At 67.2% G+C, this 21,361-nt stretch carries 17 protein-coding genes, 1 tRNA gene and 2 pseudogenes; 13 read left to right on the top strand and 7 right to left on the bottom strand.

What is annotated here, in order from left to right; all coding sequences use genetic code 11:
* Positions 1 to 13: 13 nt before the first annotated feature.
* Complete coding sequence (locus tag ACWEV3_RS28025) at positions 14 to 2,080, bottom strand: alpha-galactosidase (protein ID WP_452616836.1); 2,067 nt, start codon at positions 2,078 to 2,080, stop codon at positions 14 to 16.
* Positions 2,081 to 2,288: 208 nt separating this feature from the next.
* Positions 2,289 to 4,265: a discoidin domain-containing protein gene (locus ACWEV3_RS28020; protein WP_452616742.1), complete on the bottom strand. Its 1,977-nt coding sequence runs from the start codon at positions 4,263 to 4,265 to the stop codon at positions 2,289 to 2,291.
* 914 nt (positions 4,266 to 5,179) lie between these two features.
* Here ACWEV3_RS28020 and ACWEV3_RS28015 point away from each other — a divergent pair.
* The 4 genes from ACWEV3_RS28015 to ACWEV3_RS28000 all read left to right on the top strand — a co-directional run bounded on the left by ACWEV3_RS28015 (position 5,180) and on the right by ACWEV3_RS28000 (position 9,043).
* The gene (locus ACWEV3_RS28015) at positions 5,180 to 5,713 is read left to right on the top strand and encodes a hypothetical protein (RefSeq protein ID WP_452616741.1); all 534 of its coding nucleotides are present in this window, start codon (positions 5,180 to 5,182) and stop codon (positions 5,711 to 5,713) included.
* Positions 5,714 to 5,829: 116 nt separating this feature from the next.
* Positions 5,830 to 6,768, top strand: a complete 939-nt coding sequence (locus ACWEV3_RS28010; RefSeq protein WP_452616740.1) for a hypothetical protein — start codon at positions 5,830 to 5,832, stop codon at positions 6,766 to 6,768.
* Positions 6,769 to 6,787: 19 nt separating this feature from the next.
* Complete coding sequence (locus tag ACWEV3_RS28005) at positions 6,788 to 8,113, top strand: Dyp-type peroxidase (protein ID WP_452616739.1); 1,326 nt, start codon at positions 6,788 to 6,790, stop codon at positions 8,111 to 8,113.
* Positions 8,114 to 8,161: 48 nt separating this feature from the next.
* The gene (locus ACWEV3_RS28000; protein WP_452616738.1) at positions 8,162 to 9,043 is read left to right on the top strand and encodes a bile acid:sodium symporter family protein; all 882 of its coding nucleotides are present in this window, start codon (positions 8,162 to 8,164) and stop codon (positions 9,041 to 9,043) included.
* Here the strand turns inward: ACWEV3_RS28000 and ACWEV3_RS27995 are convergent.
* A pseudogene (locus ACWEV3_RS27995) lies at positions 9,036 to 9,203 on the bottom strand (DUF2637 domain-containing protein); the annotation flags it as partial. The gene ACWEV3_RS28000 and the pseudogene ACWEV3_RS27995 overlap by 8 nt on opposite strands.
* 61 nt (positions 9,204 to 9,264) lie before the next feature.
* Between ACWEV3_RS27995 and ACWEV3_RS27990 the strand changes: the two are divergent.
* A complete protein-coding gene (locus tag ACWEV3_RS27990) occupies positions 9,265 to 9,390 on the top strand; it encodes a hypothetical protein (protein ID WP_452616841.1) in 126 nt (41 codons plus the stop codon).
* A 71-nt stretch (positions 9,391 to 9,461) separates the two neighbouring features.
* Here the strand turns inward: ACWEV3_RS27990 and ACWEV3_RS27985 are convergent, their stop codons facing one another.
* Positions 9,462 to 9,701: a holin gene (locus ACWEV3_RS27985; protein ID WP_452616737.1), complete on the bottom strand. Its 240-nt coding sequence runs from the start codon at positions 9,699 to 9,701 to the stop codon at positions 9,462 to 9,464.
* 130 nt (positions 9,702 to 9,831) lie between these two features.
* On the opposite strand from ACWEV3_RS27985, the gene ACWEV3_RS27980 reads away from it, so the two are divergent.
* Positions 9,832 to 11,079 (top strand): pentapeptide repeat-containing protein, encoded by a 1,248-nt coding sequence (locus tag ACWEV3_RS27980; RefSeq protein WP_452616736.1) that lies wholly within the window; start codon positions 9,832 to 9,834, stop codon positions 11,077 to 11,079.
* On the opposite strand, the gene ACWEV3_RS27975 is transcribed toward ACWEV3_RS27980, so the two are convergent.
* A complete protein-coding gene (locus ACWEV3_RS27975; RefSeq protein WP_452616735.1) occupies positions 11,076 to 11,447 on the bottom strand; it encodes a hypothetical protein in 372 nt (123 codons plus the stop codon). The genes ACWEV3_RS27980 and ACWEV3_RS27975 overlap by 4 nt on opposite strands.
* Before the next feature lie 263 nt (positions 11,448 to 11,710).
* Between ACWEV3_RS27975 and ACWEV3_RS27970 the strand changes: the two are divergent.
* Positions 11,711 to 12,751: pseudogene (locus tag ACWEV3_RS27970) on the top strand (site-specific integrase); the annotation flags it as partial.
* Positions 12,752 to 12,883: 132 nt separating this feature from the next.
* On the opposite strand, the gene ACWEV3_RS27965 reads toward ACWEV3_RS27970, so the two are convergent.
* Positions 12,884 to 12,957: transfer RNA gene (locus tag ACWEV3_RS27965), tRNA-Leu, on the bottom strand.
* Between the two features lie 163 nt (positions 12,958 to 13,120).
* Between ACWEV3_RS27965 and ACWEV3_RS27960 the strand changes: the two genes are divergently transcribed.
* Both ACWEV3_RS27960 and ACWEV3_RS27955 read left to right on the top strand, forming a co-directional pair.
* Positions 13,121 to 14,512, top strand: coding sequence for an amino acid permease (locus ACWEV3_RS27960; protein WP_452616734.1), 1,392 nt, complete (start codon positions 13,121 to 13,123; stop codon positions 14,510 to 14,512).
* Positions 14,513 to 14,629: 117 nt separating this feature from the next.
* Positions 14,630 to 15,241 (top strand): ANTAR domain-containing response regulator, encoded by a 612-nt coding sequence (locus ACWEV3_RS27955; RefSeq protein WP_093273187.1) that lies wholly within the window; start codon positions 14,630 to 14,632, stop codon positions 15,239 to 15,241.
* Positions 15,242 to 15,573: 332 nt separating this feature from the next.
* On the opposite strand, the gene ACWEV3_RS27950 is transcribed toward ACWEV3_RS27955, so the two are convergent.
* Entirely contained in the window at positions 15,574 to 15,996 is a 423-nt protein-coding gene (locus ACWEV3_RS27950; protein ID WP_452616835.1) for a PaaI family thioesterase, read from the bottom strand.
* A 136-nt stretch (positions 15,997 to 16,132) separates the two neighbouring features.
* On the opposite strand from ACWEV3_RS27950, the gene polA reads away from it, so the two are divergent.
* The 4 genes from polA (at position 16,133) to ACWEV3_RS27930 (ending at position 21,130) form a co-directional block, all read left to right on the top strand.
* A complete protein-coding gene (gene polA, locus ACWEV3_RS27945) occupies positions 16,133 to 18,778 on the top strand; it encodes a DNA polymerase I (RefSeq protein WP_452616834.1) in 2,646 nt (881 codons plus the stop codon).
* Positions 18,779 to 19,015: 237 nt separating this feature from the next.
* Entirely contained in the window at positions 19,016 to 19,426 is a 411-nt protein-coding gene (locus ACWEV3_RS27940; protein WP_452616733.1) for a VOC family protein, read from the top strand.
* A 185-nt stretch (positions 19,427 to 19,611) separates the two neighbouring features.
* Complete coding sequence (locus tag ACWEV3_RS27935) at positions 19,612 to 20,931, top strand: hypothetical protein (RefSeq protein ID WP_452616732.1); 1,320 nt, start codon at positions 19,612 to 19,614, stop codon at positions 20,929 to 20,931.
* Positions 20,932 to 20,974: 43 nt separating this feature from the next.
* Positions 20,975 to 21,130, top strand: coding sequence for a MerR family DNA-binding transcriptional regulator (locus tag ACWEV3_RS27930; RefSeq protein WP_452616731.1), 156 nt, complete (start codon positions 20,975 to 20,977; stop codon positions 21,128 to 21,130).
* Positions 21,131 to 21,361: the final 231 nt, after the last annotated feature.

Genomic DNA, 21,361 nt, shown 5'->3' with positions numbered 1-21,361 from the left:
TTGGGGGCGAGGCTCATCGAGGCACTCTCTTGAGGTGGACGAGCTCGCTCGTCCAGTCGAAGGACAGCAGCGGCGGGAGACCGTGGCTGAGCAGGACGGCGCCCTCGTGGACGGCGCCGGTGGCCTCGTCCCGGTAGCGGGCGTCGGGGTCGAGGCCCTTCAGCCGGGTGCGGGCGACCGAGCGGGCCAGCGCGGACGGCTGGAACTGGAAGACGACGACCTCGTCCTCGGTGAGGTACTGCACGGCGTCGTGCCCCAGGCGGTACTGGACGCCACCGTGCACCACGGGTCGGATCCGCTTGTACTGCTCGACCAGCATCCGGGCCGAGGCCAGGTCCTCCTCGCTCCAGTTCCGCAGGTTGCCGCCGATGCCCATCGCCCCCGCCATCGAGACGTGGAAGCGGTACCGGACCGAGGTCGGGCGGGCGGTGAAGCTGTGCGGGCTGTCGGTGACCCAGGCGCCCATGGTCCGGGCGGGCAGCAGTTGGCAGTGGCCGTGCTGGATGGCGACCCGGTCGGCGGCGTCGGTGTTGTCCGACGTCCAGATCTGGTCGGCGCGGGCCAGCACGCCCAGGTCGGCCCGGCCGCCGCCGCTCGCGCACGACTCCAGGTACAGGCCGGGACGGGTGGCGCGCAGCCGGTCCATCACCTCGTAGACCCCGCGCGTGTGCTCGATCCAGACCCGGTCAGGGTCGGCCGCCCCGGGCTGCCCTGCCTCGCTGAAGGGCCGGTTCATGTCCCATTTGAGGAAGACCACGTCCAGCTCGGCGACGGTCCTGGCCAGCCAATCGACCGCCCATTCCCGGACGTCGCGGCGGGCGAAGTTCAGCACGTGCTGGTTGCGGCGCTGCGTGCGGGCACGGCCGTCCTGGCAGAGGATCCAGTCAGGGTGCGCGCGGAAGAGGTCGCTGTCGGGGTTGACCGCCTCGGGCTCGACCCACAGGCCGAAGCCCATGCCCAGCGTGCGGACGTGGTCGGCGAGCGGGCCCAGGCCGTTCGGGAAGCGGTCGGGGTTGGGCCACCAGTCGCCGAGCCCGGCCATGTCGCTGGTGCGGGCGCCGAACCAGGCGTCGTCCACGACGAAGACCTCGACGCCGAGACCCGCGGCCAGTTCGGCCAGTTCGGTCTGCTGCTTCTCGGTGATGTCGAACTCGGTCGCCTCCCACGAGTTGAAGATCAAAGGGCGTTCGGCAGGACGGGCGGGAAGCACCTGACGTTCGACGTAGGCATGCCAGCGGCGGCTGGTGCCGCCGAAGCCGTCGGGGGCGTACAGCCCGGTGAAGACGGGGGTCTCCAGACGCTCGCCGGCGCGCAGCTTCCAGACCAGCCCCTCGTGTCCGAACCCGCCCGTCCAGGAGGCGCGGCCGTAGGGGGTGCGGCGCAGGGTGATCCGGCGGCTGCCGCTCCAGGCCAGGGCCGCGCTCCAGACCTCGCCGTGCTCCTCGGCGGCGTCCTGCGCGTCGAGCATCAGCCAGGGTCCGGCGTGCTGTCCCGTGATGCCGAGGCGGCTGGTGAACACGGTCTCCCCGACGGGCACCCGGTCTCGCTGGAGTTGGAACTCCCGGCCCCATTCCCCCACCACATGGCTGACCCGGTAGTCGTCGCGGGCGGGTAGCGTCCAGGCGGCGGAGTCGAACCGCAGGACGTCCACCGGCTCGCCCGCGGTGAGGACGGTCCAGCGCTCGATCTGGTCATGGCCGTCCCGGATCCGGTAGTTCAAGTCGATGCCGAGGGGGCGGACGCGGTCGGTGAAGGAGAGTGTGAGCCGGTCGCCCTCGACCGCGTGCGAGATGAACCGCCACTCGAAGCCTCGGACGGCGTCGTCGAACCGGACGGTCAGCGACGGCGCCCCGAAGCGCAGGCCGCCCTCGACCACGTACTCCTCACCGCCGGGGTCATCGCTGCCGGGGTCCTCGGTGGGCAGGTCGGCCGCGATCACGACGGCTTGCTCCAGGGTCAGCGGCCGGCCCCAGTGCACGTGCCGGGGGACGTCGTCGGCGTCCAGCCGGAAGGCGTAGGAGGTGCCGGGAGTGCTCAGAAGCCAGAGGCGGGCTTCGGAGTGGTGAGTGATCACACAAATCCCCAAATGTGAGTCGTGCTCATGTTCTGTTCATGCGTTAGGCAAGCGAGCCCGCAACGCCAAGCCCTGACGGGGGCTATCGAATTTCGCGGTGCGTGGTTCCCTGCGCTCTGCGTGGCTCGGTCGGCGACCGCCCGGAAAGCCAGCCGGGGCCGGCCGGATCAGGAGAGTCGATCCGGCCGGCCCTGGGCGCCGCCTCACAGGTGCGTCAGTTGGCGTAGACGCCGACCTCGCGAAGTGAGTAGCCCCACTGGGTGCCGCGCTCCAGCCCCTTGATTCGTACGTAGCGCGCTTGAGTTCCGGCGAAACGTGCCGTGTCCAGGCCGCCGTCACCGGCGGCCGTGGACCACACCGTCTTCCAGTTCGCACCGTCTTCCGACAGCTCGACGCGGTACGACTTCGCGTACGCCGCCTGCCAGTCGAGGGTGACGCGCTTGACCGGCTTATCGGATCCGAGGTCGATCCGCAGCCACTGGTCGTTGTTCCACTCGCTGGCCCAGCGGGTGCCCGTGTCGCCGTCCACGGCCTTGCTGGGCGCGAAGCTGACGGCCGGGTTCCACCACTCCGATGAGGACGCCGAGGCGGCCGCGCCCGAGGCCAGGTTCTCCCCGGACTTGTGCTTCTCGGTGTTCCCCCAGGTGCGGAGGTAGGACTCGGCGCCCGAGAAGAGGTCGTCCACGACCCCCTGGCCGCCGACGATCCGGATGTCCTCGATCCAGTCCGGGACCATGCCGTAGTGCGCGGCGCCGTCGGTGTTGAAGTCCCACGTGCGCTCGCCGGTGGTCTGCTTGTCGATCACCGAGCCGCCGTCCGTGCTGCGGAAGGGGTACTTCACGGGGTTCGGGACGTCCCCGCCCCGTGGGGCCGGCCAGCCGCCGACACCGTTCATGTCGGTGCCGTAGCCGTAGCCGACCCCGTACTTCTCGCGCAGCGCGTCCGTGCGCTTGGCCTCCGCGCTGAACGCCTCGGAGCCGCTCATGTACTGGCCGATGAACCCGCCGAGCTTGTAGAGCCGCTCGGTCCAGCCCGAGTCCATCCAGCTGTGCGAGGAGATGATGCCCGGGTACGACTCGGATTCGAAGATGTCGAAGGCCTGGTCCGCGGCCTTGACGCTCATGTGGTCGATCTCCAGCATCATGTTGCGTTCCATCATGCCGCGCACCGCGTACGCACCCAGGTCGGTCAGCCCGCGGGTGTTGCACTGCGCGTCCGAGGCGTAGGAGGGGACGGCCACCCCCTTCGGGAGCTGCTTCTCCGCCTCCGGTGCCGCCGCGTTGCCGATGGGGTTGTCGTGCTGCGGGCCGCGGCAGGTCTCCGTCTTCCAGAAGGTGCCGGTCGACAGGAACTGGCCGACGTTGATGGCCGTACCGAGGGCGCCGGAGTCGTAGCGCACTCCGCACAGGGCGTTGTCGAACTTGTGGCACAGGAACATGCTGCGCACGCCCAGTTCGTGCAGCTCGTCCAGTCCTCGGTCGATGTCTTCCTCGCTGCACTGCGCGTTGTCCAGGATCTGCTTGCAGCCGAACGGCTCGGAGGTCTCAACCCCCAGGACGACGGCCAGCTTGCCCTGCTTGATGACCTCGCGGGCCTGCGCGCTGTCGGTGACGATCCGGAACCAGCCCTTGCCCGGGCCGCCGTACATCTCGTCGATGAAGGCCTGCATGTCGTACGACTTCTTCGCCTCAAGACGGATGGCGGTCATCTCGTCGCAGCTGCGGTCCTTGAAGAAGTAGACCGAGCAGATCACGCCGTTGGTGACCAGGTCGTTGACCAGCACCCGCTGGCCACCGCGCCATGCCCGCTCGATTCCGGTGTAGTAGTTCTGCTGGTGGGTCAGTGAGTCGTGGGCGGGCCAGTCCTTGAATGTGGGCCAACCGTTGGGGTCGTGCCTGCCGTCGCCGCCCTTGGTGATGAAGTCGAAGACGGCGAGCGAGCCGTCGGGGTAGTGCTCGGGGCAGTCCTTGAGCGCGTCAGCGACGCCCTGTTCCGAGAACGGCTTGCCGCAGATAAGCCGGCCGCCGAAGCCCTCGTTGGCCATGATGTGGTCGTGGGCGTCGACGAAGCCCCTTACGCGCCCCTGGGCGTCGGTGCCCTTGAAGGGCTCGTCCGTGACGTTGATCTGAGCGTCGGGCGTGGGCCGCGCGGTCGGGGTCCACCAGCCGGGCTCCGCCGCGGAGCTGGGCATCGGACCGAGTACCAGGGTCATCATGGCGAGAAGCAGTGGCACCACCGTGAGGGATCTGAGTCTGTGGCGCGGAGGTCGAACGATGATCATCTAGCTCCTTAAATGTGAGCTGGACTCATGTTTTGCTCATACGTTAGGGATGCGAACCCGCAACGCCAACCCCCTGACGGGGCAATCACCGGGAAATGGGGAAGAGCACCCCACCGGAACGACCGCCGGTGGCATCGCTCGCTCTGGCCGAGATGGTCGGTGTTCGGTCCGGTCCAGGCGGGAGCGCACTGGCGGGCGCCGCGACGCGGTCGGGAGCCGGATGCCGTTCTCGGCCAGCCAGTTCGCGTCGGCCGGGGTGTGCCGATGCGTCGTCATTGCTACCTCGGCAGGTCAGAACCACAAGAACAGCAGTAGTTTCGAGGTGCGACTACCCCAGAACCGCTGTGGCTCAGCCGGTTCGGGTGGCGGTAAGGGCGAGTGCCGGACCGTGGGGGTGTCGAAGCCGATGTTGGTGACTGTCCAGCCGAAGTGTTCGAGAGCGGCGAGCAGGTCGGCGCGGGTAAGCCAGTTGCGGAAGGGGCGCTGCCGTCGCAGAACCCGTTGCGGTGCAGGGCTTCTGCGTAGTCGAAACGCCAGACGTGGCCGTGGTGTGCCGGGATTTCGTCGGGCTGGATTTGGTCGTAGGTCAGGTGGGAATGATCCGGGCCGATGTCGCCGCTTTTCTCGCACTGGGTGCAGGGCTTGTGGGCTGACCCGAGGGACACGTGTGACTCACGGGACCTGGAGAGATGGATGTGAAATACGTATACGAGCCTAGATGAATTCAAATCCAATCTTGTCTGCTCGCTTGACGGGGCGAGAGCGGCACTGCGTGGGAGGATGGTGACCGTAGTTCCTTTCTTCTTGGGTGGCGGAGGGACGGCATGGAGATCAAGCCTCAGGCGGTTGTCATCCCCAGGGAGACCGATCATTTGGAGCAGGGGAAGTACGGTCCTGTTTTTCCGAGGACTCCTGCGTGTTACGGGTTCACCATCATCGCGAACGTGAAGCCGGGCCGGGCCGAGGCGATCCGCGAGTACGGATACACCCTGGCCAAGGCTTTGGAGGGGGATCCTTATCTTCTCGCGCCGTTGAAGTTGCACTACTTGCGCTGGGTGCTGTTCGACGACGACACGCGTTTCATGTACCAGGGGATCTTCGACACCGATTTCGACAAGTACACCGAAGATGCCATCGCGCTGTTCAGCAAGGCCGGGGTGAGCACGGCTTTTGAGAACCTCGAGGGATTCCCGGAGGACTGGCGTACCAATCCGGAGGCGTTCGTCAGATTCGTGCGGGAGCATCACTGCCCGAGTTTCATCGAGTACGGGGAGTATCCGTACGTCACGGCTGATGAGATTAAGAAGGCTCTGCGGATCAAGGGCGCTTTGTCGGAGATGCTCGATCAGTTGCAGTGAGAAATGGATTCGGACTGGCTGTCCCGCTGCGGATCGGAGAAGCTATGAGCGAGTCCACGGCCCGCACTTACAACCAGAACCATGTGTCCCGCCCCTACACCCGGGGTCGGCGACGGGTGAGCATCTACGTGGCGTGGAGCTATCCGGCCGAGGCCGGCCGGAACCCGGCTGAGCTGGACAACCGGTTCTCCACGATGACCGAGGTCCGGCGGGTTGCCTGGCCCGCTTACGAGGAACCGAGGTGGTCCGACCCGCTGCAGTTCCAGCAGGGCATCGCGGGTTCTCTGGAGTTGTTCTTCTGGGCCTGGGTGCCATTCCAGTCGTTCGTGGAGGAGATCACTGGGCATGCTGTGCCGGTGTATCAACGCATCGATCAGGCTGGTTTCCGGACTTTGCTGGATGATCGGGTGCTGGCGGACACCGACACCTTGTTCGTCTTCGGCTTGGACCACATGATCACGGGACAGGATGCCGAGCCAGAAGAGATCGATGCGCTGCGGCAGTTTCTCCAGCGGGAGGGAACCTGCCTGGTCCTGGGGCCTCACCACGACGTGGGAGCCTCGGATGACCTGACCGTACGGGAAATGGAGTATCGCCATCACGGAGATCCTCTGGTTCCGCGCCAGCAGCGGTTCGCCAGGTACGTCCGGGGTCTGATGCGAGGGCTGGGCGTGCCGGTGGAGAATCGCTATGGGTTGCGTCCTGCAGTGCGGGAACCGAACAAGATCGCCCCGCTTTCTGCGGCCAGGGATCTGGACACCAGGGGGTGGCTGGAAGGTGTGACCACCTTCAACTTCCACCAGCACCTGCCGCACTACGCTGTGACGACGGACGATCCGGATGTCATCCATGTGTTGGCGCGGCAGCCGATCGACACTTCCAGGCCGCACCCGTTCACCGAGGCCGGCAACACGGAGTTCAACAGTTTCCTGTGGATGCCCCCGACCGATGATCGGGCCGGTGATGTGCTGCTGGCGGACTCCACGATCTTCAGCTCGTTGTTCGGCGGCGACGAAAGCCTGCGGAATTTCTGGAAGAACGTCGTCTCGAAGTAGCGTTGCAAGGGAGCGGACCATGAGCGGGCACGCGCAGGTCGCGCTGGAACTCGACGACATTCAGCGCGGGGTTCTCAGCCCCAGGCCAACTCCTTACGCGGCTAGCTACCTCGTTTTCCGCATCGATGACCGGGCGCACGGGCGGGAGCTGATGCGGCGTGCGAGCGCCGTGGCCACCTCTGCCGCGGGCCCGCCCAGTCCGCTAGGAGAGACCTGGGTGAGCGTCGCGGTCACCTACCACGGCCTCAAGGCACTCGGTGTACCGCACGAATCGTTGGGTACCTTCGCCTGGGAGTTCCGGCAGGGGATGGCTGCCCGGGCCAAAGCGCTTGGCGACGTGGGAGAGAGCAGGCCCGAGAACTGGGAGGCGCCCCTGGGAACAGCCGACGTCCACGTGATTTTCACGGCTGTGGCACCGGATACCGAGAAGCTGGAGGCGGCCATCGATCGGGCCCGCACGGCGTACCACCGCCTGCCCGGCATCACCGCGATCTGGAGGCAGGACTGCTATGCGCTGCCTACCGAGACCGAGCATTTCGGCTACCGGGACGGCGTCAGTCACCCTGCTGTCGAGGGCAGTGGTATCGCCGGGTCGAACCTGCTGGAAAGGCCGCTGAAAGCCGGTGAGTTCATCCTCGGTTACCCCGACGAGTTAGGTGGCGTGCAGACCCCGCGGCCAGAGGTGTTGGGGCGCAACGGCAGTTACGCGGTCTTCCGCAAACTCCACCAACGGGTTGCCGCGTTCCGGCGCTACCTCAAGGACAACTCCACCAGCCGCGAGGACGAGGAACTGCTGGCAGCCAAGATCATGGGGCGCTGGCGCAGCGGCGCGCCGCTGGCGCTCAGCCCGCAGCATGATGACCCAGCCCTCGGCGCAGACCCGCATCGCCGCAACACCTTCCTCTACGCGCGCGACGACCCGGCGGGGTTCACCACCCCGGGAGGCTGCCACATCCGCCGCGCCAATCCCCGCGACGCGGCGGTGGCAGGGGAAGTGCGACTGCACCGCATGATCAGGCGCGGCGCCGTCTACGGTCCACCGCTCGCCGACAGCGTGATGGAGGACGACGGTGTGGAGCGTGGACTCATGTTCTCCTTCATCGGCGCCCGCCTCGGACGGCAGTTCGAGTTCGTCCAGTCCGAGTGGTTGAACGACGGTATTTTCTTCGGCTCAGGCCACACCAAGGACCCGATAGCCGGAGCCCACGAGGGCCACCCCGATTTCATCATCCCCCGTCGGCCCATGCGCCGGCGTCTGCCGCGGTTCGTGGTCACACGAGGGGGCGAGTACTGCTTCCTTCCTGGACTGAGTGCCTTGCGCTGGCTGGGCGATCTCCAGGACTGAGCCCCGCGACGCGCTTCGGCATGGGCACCACCGGAGGCGGAATGCCCCATGGACACCTTGCATCTGCTGTTCAACGCCATCACGGTGATCTTCATAGCTGCCACGATGTTCGCCGCCGGCCTGGGGACCACTATCTCGGCGCTGCGGGACATCTTCACGGACCTTCCGCTGCTCCTGCTGGCGCTGCTCGGCAACCTGGTGGTCCTCCCGCTGCTGGGCTGGGGCATCGGTGCGCTGCTCGCCCTGCCCACCGCGGCGTTCATCGCGTTGATCCTGGTCGCCTCGTCACCCGGCGGGCCGTTCGGCGCGAAGCTGGCCATGGTGCAGAGCGGGGACGTGGTCGCGGGCGCGGCCATGCAGGTCCTGCTCGCCTCTGTCGGCAGTCTGACCTTCGGCCCGACCGCCAACGGCATCCTCGCCGTCGCGAAGGTCGGCCCAGGGGTATCACTCGACGTCGGCGCGCTGGTGCTGACCGTGGCGATCCTGCAGCTCGTTCCGTTCGCCATCGGCCTGCTGCTACGTCGATGCGCGGAACCCGTCGCGCGGTCCTGGCACCCCACCACCGTCAAGGTCTCGAACGTGACTTTCCTGATCGTGCTGGCGGGCATGCTGCTGGGCAACTGGCGCGATGTCGTCACGCTGCTCGGTTCACGGACACTCCTCGCCGGGTTCATCCTCGCCGCCGCTGCCTTCGCCGTCGGCACGCTGCTGGCCACCGGGCCGGTGATGCGCCGCACCACTATGGGAGGCGTCGCATCAGTGCGTAACGCAGGGCCCGCGCTGGCCGCCGCCGGTATCGCCTTCGGAGACGAGCCGGCGCTCCTCGGTGCGCTCGCCGCGGTCCTGCTCACCGGGTTGGCGGCAGCAATCCCAATCGCCGCAATCCTCAACCTGCGACGCGGCAAACCCCGCACCGACGGGAACCGCTGACCTGCCCGACCCAGATTGCGGCAGTCGCACTGTCCGCGCCGAACCGCAGTGAGAACTCCCGGCCATGCCGGTAGTAGGCATAAGCCGCGCCTGCGGCGACTAGGAGCGTGCAGGCGCGCTGAACCCACAATGACCGGTCGAGCGCCTTGGCCGAGTAGATGCCGCTGAAGTCATTCCCAGCCACTCCCGCGCCACTCGCCTCGTGCGGCGAGGCGGATCAAGTGCTGGCGGTGTGGGACGGCCAACCGGCTCGGGGCTTCGGCGGCACCGCAGACGTCGTCGACTCAGCACGTAAGCGAGGCGTGGACGTCACCGTGATCTGGCCCGACGGCGCCCGGCGCGACTGAACCCAACAACAAACCGCCCCCACCCCGGTTCATCCAGGATGAGGGCGGTGTCGCTTACACGCCGCTCGGGTCTACTTCTGCTGCGACTCCTTGAGTAGCGCAGGCGACCCCTTGTCGCCGACCAGCCCGGTCGCCGCGAGCAGGCCGCGGGCGACTTCGAGCACGGCAGCACCGAGCACGGCCGAGCCGACCTGCGGCCAGTCGAGGTGGAAGAGGTTCAACGCGTTGCCGGAGAGTGCGCCGACGAACACCACGAGGGCGGCGTTCAGGGCGCGCTCGGCGAGCGACCGCGCCAGATTTAAGCTGAGCATGCGGGGTTCTCCTCACAGTTCCTTACCAAGTCGCACGTTCAGGCACCAGCCCACCTTGCGCGCTGGCAAACTGTCGATCATGTGGCGAAGGAATCGAAGTGGCGCGCCGAACCATCGCGTACTCTCCGAGGTGACCATTTGGGGTTGGGGTATTACTCTCGTCGTCATTGCGATCGGTTCGGTCTGGGGAATGCTCTATTTCTTCGGCAACGACCCTCAAGGCAGCACACGGCTCGAATCCATCCGCATCGCCAGTACCGTCGTCGTTGGCACCGGCGGAGCCGCCGCGCTACTCCTCGCCGCCCGCCGCCAACGCTTCGCCGAACTCGACGGCACCGAACGCCGCATTACCGAACTGCAAACCAAAGCCGCTGACCAACTCGGCCACGAGAATGCCGCGGTCCGCCTCGCCGGCCTACACAGTCTCGAACGCCTTGCTCAAGATCACCCAAGTCATAGGCAGACCATCGTCGACATCATTTGCGCTTATCTTCGGATGCCGTTCACTCCGCCACCGGAACGTTTGCCCCGAAGGGCGCACATAATCGCCGGTAGCATGCGTCAACGGCGAGAACCCTTATGGGCTCGACCGCTAACTCAAGTCGACCGCAATCAGGAGACTACAGACGACCGCCGACAAGAAGAACAGGTTCGCCATACAGCGCAGCGAATACTCACGAACCACCTTCGCCCCAAAAGGGACAAAAAGGGAAGGTCGACGGATCCGCACTTCTGGAGAGACGTTGGCCTTGACCTCACAGGAGCAACCCTCAAGAATTTCGAATTTACAGGTTGCGAGGTTCGCCATGCCAATTTTTCTGAGGCGACCTTCGTAGGCAAGCTGGCCGCCTTCACCGGAACCTCCTTTCGCAGATGGGTAAGTTTTTCTGATGCGAGTTTCGACGTGGAGGGCTCGACATCCTTTGAACGATCCAAATTCGGATCCGTTGCTATGTTCCAGAATGCATCCATAAAGAATGGCAACTTTAAAAGTGCGACCTTCAATGGAGCCGCCACCTTTGATCACACTGTATTCCGCGGAAATTGCACATTCGCAGAAGCATGCTCAACAAAACGGGCCGGATTGATATTCATGAAGGCAGTCGCAGAAGCGGCGCTCGCCTTTGATTTCGCACAACTAAAAGAATCAGTCTTCTTTATTCAATGCACGTTCCAAGAGTTTCCAAGTTTCGCCAACGTGGAGACCTCAATGCTAGTGCTTGACGATTGCTATCTATCTAGACCTTCCTACGGCGACAGCGCGCGTGAATTTTTATCGGATCTCGAATACCTAGAATTGCAGGAATCTGACGAAGACCCGGATTGGCTAACAATCAGCGCCGCCGGTATCGAGAGAGAACACGGTCGCAAGCTCTAGGCCCTCAAAGTAGTGTCTGCGGTGTCCGGCGGGCCGTTCACGGTTACGTCCACGCGCACCAGGTTTTCCTTCAACGCCTCCACCAGTGCGGCCTTGATCGCAGCCGTGTCGGCGTGCTGGCCAGCCTCGATCTTCTGGATGATCTCGGCGACCTTGGCCTGAAGGTCGCCTGCGCGGGCGTTGGCCGATGCCGCTTCGGCGCGGGCCCCGCGGATCTCATCGAGCGCGTTGACGATGTCGACGAGCATGGCCACGACGGTCCTCGGCCCGTTTTCGGTGCCCCAGCCCTGGATTTGGCCCTGCGGTCCGCGTGGACCCAGCAGTTCGTGCAGAACCTGCCGCAGCATCGTGTCTTGTTCTGGCGTCAAGTCGTCTCCTTCGTTGTTCCCGGTGATCTCGGCCAGCGGCCGAAGACTCTCGTTGAGGTCGACGTTCCCGGCGATGCCGTTTACACGACCCGACTCGCCTCTCTTGAAGGCCGTCGTCCGCGAGATGGGCGGGCAGGCCCCCGCAGGCGAGCAGCCGCCCACCCGCGGGAAGAAGCGAGGGAACGGGACCGACATTGCCTAGGCAGCCGCTTCCGCCGGGCACTCACGGCAAGATCAAGGTCCGTGAGGACGGCCCGAACTGGATGGCTCGGTGCCGATACCGCGATCACTCCGGGCGGGTCTTCTGGCCCGAGCGCTACGGTTCGACCAAGGGCGAGGCTGAACGCCGCCTGCTGGAAGCGCTCCGGGACTGGATCGGAGCCGAAGCAGACGGCGACTTCGGGCCGAATACCCGGATTCGGATGATCGAGGAAGAGTGGATCAGGTACCTCGAAAATGAAGCCACAGAAGGAAATCTCTCGTGGTCCACATATGACAGGTACAAGCAACGCCTGACCCAGTGGGTAATGCCCGCGATCGGAGAGTTGACCGCTCGGGAGGTCGAGGCCGCGCCCAGGAAGCTCGATCGACTCGTGACGGATGTGCGCAAGCAGACCAGCGCCGCGAACGCGCGCACTGTGAAGACCGTGGTGTCTGCCTTGTGCGCCTACGCGATCCGGCTCGGGGCCATGTCGACGAACCCAGCTCGCCAGATCGGGCGCGTGAAGACCCCGGCCAACCAGCGCCAGATCGAGCGCAACCGGTCGTTGAAGAAGGCGGAGGTTCTGGACCTCCTAGGCAAGCTCGATGCCGACGAGGCCGCGCTCAACGGAGATCTGCCGGACCTGGTCCGCCAGTTCCTGGCGACGGGGGAGCGGACGGGCGAGGTGCTGGCCGCGCGGTGGCCGGACTTCGATCCCAAGCGCAAGGAGATCGCCGTCTCGGGGAACGCCGTCCGCACCAGCCGGGGGCTGATCGTCAACGAGGGCAAGACCCCGAACTCGCTGTGGCCGATCGCGCTGCCGGACTGGGGCGTGCAGATGCTCAACGAACGCCGGGCGAAGCTTGAAGCCGTGGGCAAGTTCGACCCGGAGGGGCTGATCTACCCGTCGAGCACCGGGACCATCCGGGAGCCCTCGAATATCTACAACCGGCATTGGGGGCCGTTCCGCACGCGAGCGGGCTACCCGTGGGTGACCTTCCGTACCTTCCGCAAGACCGTGGCGACCCTTCTCGACGAGTCGGGGCTGTCCGCCCGCGAGATCGCCGATGTCCTCCGGCACGCCAAGCCGTCGATGACCCTCGACGTGTACATGGGGCGGAGAGTGACCAGCCGAGCCAGCGCGAAGGCGTTGCACCAGGTCATTAGCCCGGCGAAACGTGGGGGGACGATCTTCGAAGAAGTCCCGATCAAAGCGCTGACCTGCACTGATGAGTGCCCCCGGTGCGACTCGAACGCACACTGGACGGATTTTGAGTCCGCTGCCTCTGCCGATTGGGCTACGGGGGCTTTCGTCGTCAGCATACGTGACCCTTGATCAACCACTCGATTCAGGGGTGTGCGCCACTTCTCCGGGCGGTTTGTCCTGGTTCGGGACCCTGGTGGTGGTGATCTTCGCGCGTTAGGTTCACAGCCTCTACTCCGGGTGGCCGGTCGAACACGGGGGGCCGTGATGGTCGATGAAACCAGGATCGAGTCCGCGACGGGCAGTGGCGACGACATCGGATTGCGGCGGAGCCTGAAGAACCGCCACCTCCAGATGATCGCGCTCGGCGGCATCATCGGCGCCAGCCTGTTCATCGGCAGCGGGGCGGTGATCTCCACCGTCGGGCCGGCGGCCGTGCTGTCCTACGCGCTGGGCGGGCTGATCGTCGTGCTCGTGATGCGGATGCTCGGCGAGATGGCGACCGCCGCTCCCACGCTCGGGTCGTTCATGGAGTACGCGCGGACCTCGCTGGGCGACTGGGCGGGGTTCACCATCGGCTGGCTGTACTGGTACTACTGGGTCGGCGTGGTCGCCTTCGAGGCCGTCGTCGGCGCCGAACTGCTGAACCCGCTGGTGCCGGTCGTGCCGCAGTGGGTCATCTCGCTGGTGCTGATGCTGCTGCTCACCGCCACCAACCTGGTCTCGGTGCGGTCCTTCGGCGAGACCGAGTTCTGGTTGGCCTCCATCAAGGTCATCACCATCGTGATCTTCCTGGTGTGCGGGACGATCTTCGTGCTCGGGCTGTGGCCGGGCGCGGAGTTCTCGGTCGGCAACATCGCGCTGGACGGGTTCGTCGCCAAGGGCGGTTTCGCCGTGCTGCACGGCGTCGTCATCGTGGTCTTCTCCTACTTCGGCACCGAGATCGTCACCATCGTTTCGGCCGAGTCGAAGGAGCCGGAGAAGGCCGTCGCCAAGGCCACCAAGGCGGTCGTGTGGCGGGTGCTGCTGTTCTACGTCGGTTCGGTGACCCTGCTGGTCATGATCACGCCGTGGCAGGAGATCCCCAGCGAGAGCAGCCCGTACGCCGCGGCCTTCGCCAGGTTCGGGTTGCCCGCCGCGGAAGTCGTGGTGAACGTGGTCGTGTTCACCGCGGTGATCTCGGTGCTCAACTCCGGGCTCTACACCGCCTCCCGGATGCTTTTCGCCTTGCAGCGGCGGAGTTTCGCGCCGAGCTGGGTGCGCGACATCAACCGCCGCGGCGTGCCGTGGAAGGCGATCCTGCTGTCCACACTGGTCGGTTACGTCGCCGTTGCCGCGAGTTACGTCTCGCCGGACACGATCTTCTACTTCATCATCAACTCCGCCGGTGCCGTCGCGCTGTTCATCTACGGGATGATCGCGGCCTCGCAGCTGCGGATGCGCCGCAGGCTGGAGCGGGAGGCGCCGGAGCGGCTGAAGCTGAAGATGTGGCTTTTCCCCTACTTGACCTGGGCCACGCTGGTCGTGATCGTCGCCGTGGTGGTCACCATGGGCACCATCGAGGAGGTCCGATCGCAGCTCACGCTGAGTTTGATCAGCCTCGCCGCGATCCTGCTGATCTACGTCCTGTTCGTGCGGCGGCGGGTCGCGCGGGCTTGATCGTCGCGATGTCGCAATGGTCACGTCGCGTGTTTACCTCGGCGTGAAGTCACAGCCGGTAAGCTGCGGTTTCCCGATGCAGACCGCATCGGCGGACCCGATTTTTGGAGGATCCCGGTGACGACGCCGGCTGCCGAGGACACACGCGAGGCCAAGCCCGTCGAACGTCGCGTACTCGTGGCCGAGGACGAGGCGTTGATCAGGCTCGACCTGGTGGAGATGCTCCGCGAAGAGGGTTACCAGGTCGTCGGCGAGGCGGGCGACGGGCAGGAGGCCGTCCGGCTCGCCGAGGAGCTGCGCCCCGACCTGGTGATCCTGGACGTCAAGATGCCGAAGATGGACGGCATCGAGGCCGCTTCCAACATCGCCGGCGAGCGGATCGCGCCGGTGGTGATCCTGACCGCGTTCAGCCAGCGCGACCTCGTCGAGCGGGCGCGGGACGCGGGCGCGATGGCCTACCTGGTCAAGCCGTTCGCCAAGCGCGACCTGGTGCCGGCCATCGAGCTCGCGGTGTCCCGGTTCACCGAGGTGCAGGCGCTGGAGGCCGAGGTCGCCGACCTGACCGAGCGCCTCGAGGCGCGCAAGACCATCGAGCGGGCCAAGGGTCTGCTGATGAACAAGCACAATCTCTCCGAGCCGGAGTCGTTCCGCTGGCTGCAGCGGACCGCGATGGACCGCCGCACCACGATGAAGGCCGTCGCCCAGGCGGTGCTGGAGAACCTCTCCTAGTCCGGTGGCCCGGCGCCGGCCGCGGTTCGGCGGCCGACGCCGGGGAGCTCAGCGGTGACCGGCGGCGTCCCACACCGGGCTGGTGGTGAAGTGCACGTCGTACCGGTCCTGGATGTCCTCCAGCGCCGACTCCGGCTCCTCTCCGCGACTGATTCGCTACAGCAGCCGGAATCCCACCGCATCGTGGACCGCGTTCTACCGCGCCGGTGATCTGCCGCCGGCCCGGCACGTCGCGATCCGTCCGCTGGCGGGCGTCGAGATCACCACGTCGCTGGCGGTGCCGCCGGGGTCCGCGTTGAGGATGTTGCTGGACAGCTTCCGCGGGTGGCGGATCACTGCCCCGGGGGCTGGTCGCGCAGGACGCAGGTCAAGCGCGCCGAGCAGGTCCGCCGGTCCTTCTCGTCGGTGATCACGATGTCGTAGGTCGCCGTCGCGCGGCCCAGGTGCACCGGCGTGGCGATGCCGGTGACCACGCCCTCGGTGACGGCGCGGTGGTGCGTGCAGGTCAGCTCCAGGCCCACCGCGATCCGGTCGTCGCCCGCGTGCAGCGCGGCGGCGATGGAGCCCACGGTCTCCGCCAGCACCGCGTTCGCGCCGCCGTGCAGCAGCCCGTAGGGCTGGCGGTTGCCGGCGACCGGCATGGTGCCGACCACCCGATCGGGGGCCCATTCGACGATTTCTATGCCCATCAGCGCGGTGAGCTGCTCCTCGGCGGCCGTCAGCACCCGGTTCAACCGGTCGTTCTCGCTGGTCACAGCATTGCCGTCGTTGAGTGCGGCCACGCCTGGGTCCTCCTGTCGCCTCCGGTACAAGCTGTCGGAGCTTCAGCCTAGACTCGCCGCCGTGACGCATTCCGAGGACCGACGCCTGCTGCTCATCGACGGCCACTCGATGGCCTACCGCGCCTTCTACGCCCTGCCCAAGGAGAACTTCCAGACCGGCACGGGCCAGCACACCAACGCGGTCTACGGCTTCACCTCGATGCTGATCAACCTGCTCCGCGACGAGCAGCCCACGCACCTCGCGGTCGCCTTCGACGTCTCCCGCAAGACCTTCCGCAGCGAGGCCTTCACCGAGTACAAGGCCAACCGCAGCGCCACCCCGGACGAGTTCCGCGGCCAGGTCAGCCTGATCCAGGACGTCCTCGGCGCGCTGAACATCCCGGTGCTGAGCAAGGAGAACTTCGAGGCCGACGACGTCATCGCGACGCTGACCACCCAGGCCACCGCGGCGGACTTCAAGGTCGCCATCTGCACCGGCGACCGGGACGCGCTGCAGCTGGTCACCGACGACGTGACGGTGCTGTACCCGACGAAGGGCGTCTCGGAGCTCACCCGCTTCACGCCGCAGGCCGTCGAGGACAAGTACGGCCTGACGCCGCAGCAGTACCCGGACTTCGCGGCGCTGCGCGGCGACCCGTCGGACAACCTGCCGAAGATCCCGGGCGTGGGGGAGAAGACCGTCACCAAGTGGATCCAGCAGTTCGGCTCGCTGGCCGACCTGGTGGACCGGGTCGACGAGGTGAAGGGCAAGGTCGGCGACTCGCTGCGCGAGCACCTGTCGTCGGTGCTGCTCAACCGGCAGCTGACCGAACTGGTCCGCGACGTCGAGCTGGAGCTGGCGCCGCCGGACCTGGCGGTGCGGGCCTGGGACCGCGACGCGGTGCACCGGCTGTTCGACGACCTGGAGTTCCGGGTGCTGCGCGACCGGCTGTTCGCGACGCTGTCCAGCGCCGAGCCCGAGGTCGAGGAGGGCTTCGAGATCTCCGGCGGCGTCGTGCAGCCCGGTCAGCTGGCCGGATGGCTGGACAAGCACGCCCGCAACGGCAACCGTGTCGGGCTGGCGTGCACCGGCCAGTGGGCCCGCGGTCACGGCGACCTGACCGGCGTCGCGCTGGCCACCGCCGACGGCGCGGGCGTGTTCGTCGACGTCGCCGCCCTGACCCAGGAGGACGAGCAGGCGCTGGCGGCCTGGCTGGCCGACCCGGCGACGACGAAGGCGGCGCACGACGTCAAGGGGCCGCTGCACGCCATCCGCGACCGCGGCTGGACGGTGGCGGGCCTGACCAGCGACACCGCGCTGGCCGCGTACCTGGTGCGGCCCGGGCAGCGGTCCTTCGAGCTGCCGGACCTGGTGGTCCGCTACCTGCAGCGCGAGCTGCGCGCGGAGCAGGGCGACGACGACGGGCAGTTGTCGCTGCTGGAGGACGAGGCGGAGACCAAGGAGAAGGCCGCCTCGACCGAGCTGGTGAAGGCGCGCGCGGTGGCGGAGCTGGCCGACGCGCTGGACGCGGAGCTGGACCGCATCGACAGCCGCGCGCTGCTCACCGACCTTGAGCTGCCGCTGCTGGTGGTGCTCAGCGAGCTGGAGGGTGCCGGCATCGCGGTCGACGCCGAGCAGCTCGCCGAGCTGGGCGCGCGCTTCGCCGCGCGCGTCAAGCAGGCGGCGCAGGACGCTTATGGCGTGATCGGCAAGGAGATCAACCTCGGCTCGCCGAAGCAGCTGCAGGTGGTGCTCTTCGACGAGCTGAACATGCCGAAGACCAAGCGCACCAAGACCGGCTACACCACCGACGCCGAGGCGCTGCAGTCGCTGTACGAGAAGACCGAGCACCCGTTCCTGCAGCACCTGCTGGAGCACCGCGACGCCACCCGGTTGAAGACCACTGTGGACGGCCTGGTGAAGTCCATTTCGGACGACGGGCGGATCCACACGACGCTGAACCAGACCATCGCCGCCACCGGCCGGCTGTCCTCGACGGACCCGAACCTGCAGAACATCCCGATCCGCACCGAGGAGGGCCGCCGGATCCGGGAGGTCTTCGTCGTCGGCGGCGGGTACGCGGAGCTGATGACCGCCGACTACAGCCAGATCGAGATGCGCATCATGGCGCACCTCTCCGGCGACGAGGGGCTCATCGAGGCGTTCCGCACCGGCGAGGACCTGCACAACTACGTCGCGTCCAAGGCGTTCGGGGTGCCGATCGACGAGGTCGACCAGGAGCTGCGCCGCCGGGTCAAGGCGATGTCCTACGGCCTGGCCTACGGCCTGTCGGCGTACGGGCTGGCGCAGCAGCTGCGGATCTCCGCCGAGGACGCCAAGGCGCAGATGGACGCCTACTTCGCCCGGTTCGGCCGGGTCCGCGACTACCTGCGGGAGGTCGTCGACCAGGCGCGCAAGGACGGTTACACGTCGACGATCCTGGGTCGCCGCCGCTACCTGCCGGACCTGACCAGCGACAACCGGCAGCGGCGGGAGATGGCCGAGCGGATGGCGCTCAACGCGCCGATCCAGGGCAGCGCGGCCGACATCATCAAGGTCGCGATGCTGGGCGTGCACCGCGCGTTGCGGGACAGCGGTATGCGGTCGCGGATGCTGCTGCAGGTGCACGACGAACTGATCATCGAGGTCGCCGACGGCGAGCGGGACGAGGTGGAGAAGCTGGTGCGCGAGCAGATGGGCTCGGCCTACGAGCTGGACGTGCCGCTGGAGGTCTCGGTCGGCGTTGGCCGCTCCTGGGACGCCGCCGCGCACTGAGGCATGCCCCGGGTGACGGTCGTCACTCGTTGAGTTCGAGTTTCGGCGCTGTCACGAAGTGATCACTCGCCGGAGTCGGTGCGGCGCAACCCCTTTGAATGGCGGATGTCACCGTCGGTGGCCCCGCCCGACCCCCCGACGAATCGGTGCGGATAGCCTGCCGTACGCGCGTTGCCGGACACGTGCGGACCGGGCGTCGGTCGGGCGCGGCCATCCGCGCCAACCCCGAGGAGGAGCATGATCAGCATCGACAGAGTGGACCACCTGGTCCTCACCGTCGCCGATGTCGATCGGGCAGTGGAGTTCTACGAGCAGATCCTCGGCATGACGCCGGTGGAGTTCCCCGGCGAGCGGCGCGCCGTGAGCTTCGGCAGGCAGACGATCAAGCTGCACGCCGCGAGCGAACTGGTGGAGCCGACCGCGACGCACCCGGTGCCCGGCTCGGCCAACCTGTGCTTCGTCACGTCCAACCCGCTCGCCGAGGTGCAGGAGCACCTGCGCGCGAACGAGGTGCGCATCGAGGAGGGCCCGGTCAGCCGGATCGGCGCGGAGGGCCCGATCACCTCGCTCTACCTGCGCGACCCGGATGGCAACCTGATCGAGATCGCCCGCTACGACGAAGCCGCCGACGAGACCGCGGCCGAGTAGCACCACTTCCCACCCCGCGCCCGCCCGGCGTGTCGAGATCGCTCGATCGTGGCGTCGGCGCTGGCGCTACCTTTGCGCGCAAGGGGCAATATCCGTGCTGGGGGCATGGGGCGGGGTTGTGGGTGAAAGTGCATTCGACCTCGGGTTTCACGAGGGACACAGTTGAGCTCCTGACGGGGCAGATCGTGGATGCGCTCAGATGCCCGGTGGGCCTGGGCGACGAGTGGCAGTGGTTGGCGTGGCTGACGGACGAGACCGTCCGGCCGGGGCGGGGCCGGGACGAGCTCGCCACCGCGTTGATCGCGCACTGCCGCGCGACGGAGGTCGAGCCTCCCGGGCCCGACCAGGCCCGGGAAGTGGCGAGCCGGGTCCTGCAGGACTTCGAAAGGCTGCTCTGCCACCGCGTCGCGGTCCGGATGGGCGACTCGGCGGACCAGCTGGAGGTGCTGCTGGCGGATCCCCCGGAGTGTCCCGAGTGGTCGCTGGCCGAGCTGCGGTCCGAGGTGGGCCGGATCGACCTGCGGGAACTCCTGCAGGAGATCGACAGCCTGATGTCGTTGCAGGCGCTGGGGTTGCCGTCCGAGCTGCTGGTCGACCTGGAGGAGAACACCGCGGGCCAGGTCTGGCTGGGCGCGCTCCTGAAGGAGGTCGACAAGCAGGCCGTGGTGCAGGCGCTCCGGCTTCCGGCCGAGCTCTTCGACGACGTCCCGGCGGAACTGGTGGAGGCGTGGTGCGTGCGGGCGGCCCGCGCGCACCACGACGAGCTGCGGTCGCAGCCGCGAGCGGTGCGGGTGACGTTGCTGGGTGCGCTGTGTTCGGTGCGCCGCAATGAGATCACCGATCTGCTCGGGCGGGTGCTGGTCGGCCTGCTGCAACAACTCCGGGAGCGGGTGGAGCAGCGGCTCGACGTCGCCGCCGAAGCCATGTCGCAGACGCAGGCGCGGGAGCTGCTCCTGGTCGAGATCGCCCAGGCCGCCCTGGATCGTCCCGACGAACCCGTGCGAACGGTTCTGTACCCGATCGCCAGCGAGAAGATGCTCAGACAGCTGACGCGCGACAGCGAGGCCCGCGACGCCGTGCGCGGCCGGCGCAAGCGCACGGTGTTGCGGGGCGCGTATTCCGCGCACTACCAACAGGTTCTCCGGCTGGTGCTGGCGGGCCTGGAGTTCCGCTGCCGGGACGTCGGCTGCTGGCCGGTCATGGCGGCGCTCGGCGAGCTGGTCGGCGACTACACCGCGTCCTGGGGCGACGGCCGCTTCTACGACTCACCCGGCGACATCCCGCTGGGCGACACGGTTCCGGAGGAGTGGCGGGACGCCGTGGTGGACAAGGAAGGGCGCATCGAACGCGCCGTCTACGAGATGTGCGTGCTGGTGACGCTGCGGGATCTGCTGTGCACCCGGCGGATCTTCCTCGCCGGGTCGAGCCAGTGGGGCAAGCCCGGCTTCGACCGGTCGCGGGGCGCGCGGCGCCGCACCGACGAGGCCCTCGCCTGGCCGAACTGACGAGGTCGGACTCTGTCCCCGGGGCAAGGTCCAGACTGGACGCATGCTCGGTATCGGGGATTTCGCGCAGTTGACCGGCTTGAGCGCGAAGGCGTTGCGGCTGTACGACGAGCAGGGGCTGCTGAAGCCGGCCGCGGTCGAGCGTGGTCGAACTACCGGCGCTACTCGGCGGGTCAGCTGGAGGTGGCGATCCGGCTGAAGGCGTTGCGCGCGGCCGACATCGGGCTGCCGGAGGCCGGGCGTGCGCTGCTCGGTCGGCGCGAGGCGGTCCGCTTGGTGTTGCACCCACCCCCTGAAAACACACGCGAAATCGACCCTCGACGTGGGGGGGGGGGGGGGGGGGTGGGGGGGTGGGGCCCCCCCCCCCCCCCCCCCACCCCACAAACTAGAACAAAAATCACAAAGAGCAATAGAGGTAGGGATGATTTGA

It is taken from the genome of Saccharopolyspora sp. NPDC003752, assembly GCF_053605825.1.
The sequence above is the reverse complement of the archived record's forward strand: the minus strand, read 5'-3'. Positions and strand labels throughout refer to the sequence as shown.

What these genes read in the sequence shown, in the direction of transcription:
- ACWEV3_RS28005 (WP_452616739.1), top strand. Translation starts at nt 6,788, where the DNA reads ATGAGCGGGCACGCGCAGGTCGCGCTGGAACTCGACGACATTCAGCGC.
- ACWEV3_RS27985 (WP_452616737.1), bottom strand. Translation starts at nt 9,701, where the DNA reads ATGCTCAGCTTAAATCTGGCGCGGTCGCTCGCCGAGCGCGCCCTGAAC.
- ACWEV3_RS28000 (WP_452616738.1), top strand. Translation starts at nt 8,162, where the DNA reads ATGGACACCTTGCATCTGCTGTTCAACGCCATCACGGTGATCTTCATA.
- ACWEV3_RS27930 (WP_452616731.1), top strand. Translation starts at nt 20,975, where the DNA reads ATGCTCGGTATCGGGGATTTCGCGCAGTTGACCGGCTTGAGCGCGAAG.
- ACWEV3_RS27960 (WP_452616734.1), top strand. Translation starts at nt 13,121, where the DNA reads ATGGTCGATGAAACCAGGATCGAGTCCGCGACGGGCAGTGGCGACGAC.
- ACWEV3_RS28015 (WP_452616741.1), top strand. Translation starts at nt 5,180, where the DNA reads ATGGAGATCAAGCCTCAGGCGGTTGTCATCCCCAGGGAGACCGATCAT.
- ACWEV3_RS28020 (WP_452616742.1), bottom strand. Translation starts at nt 4,265, where the DNA reads ATGCCCAGCTCCGCGGCGGAGCCCGGCTGGTGGACCCCGACCGCGCGG.
- polA (WP_452616834.1), top strand. Translation starts at nt 16,133, where the DNA reads ATGGCCTACCGCGCCTTCTACGCCCTGCCCAAGGAGAACTTCCAGACC.
- ACWEV3_RS27940 (WP_452616733.1), top strand. Translation starts at nt 19,016, where the DNA reads ATGATCAGCATCGACAGAGTGGACCACCTGGTCCTCACCGTCGCCGAT.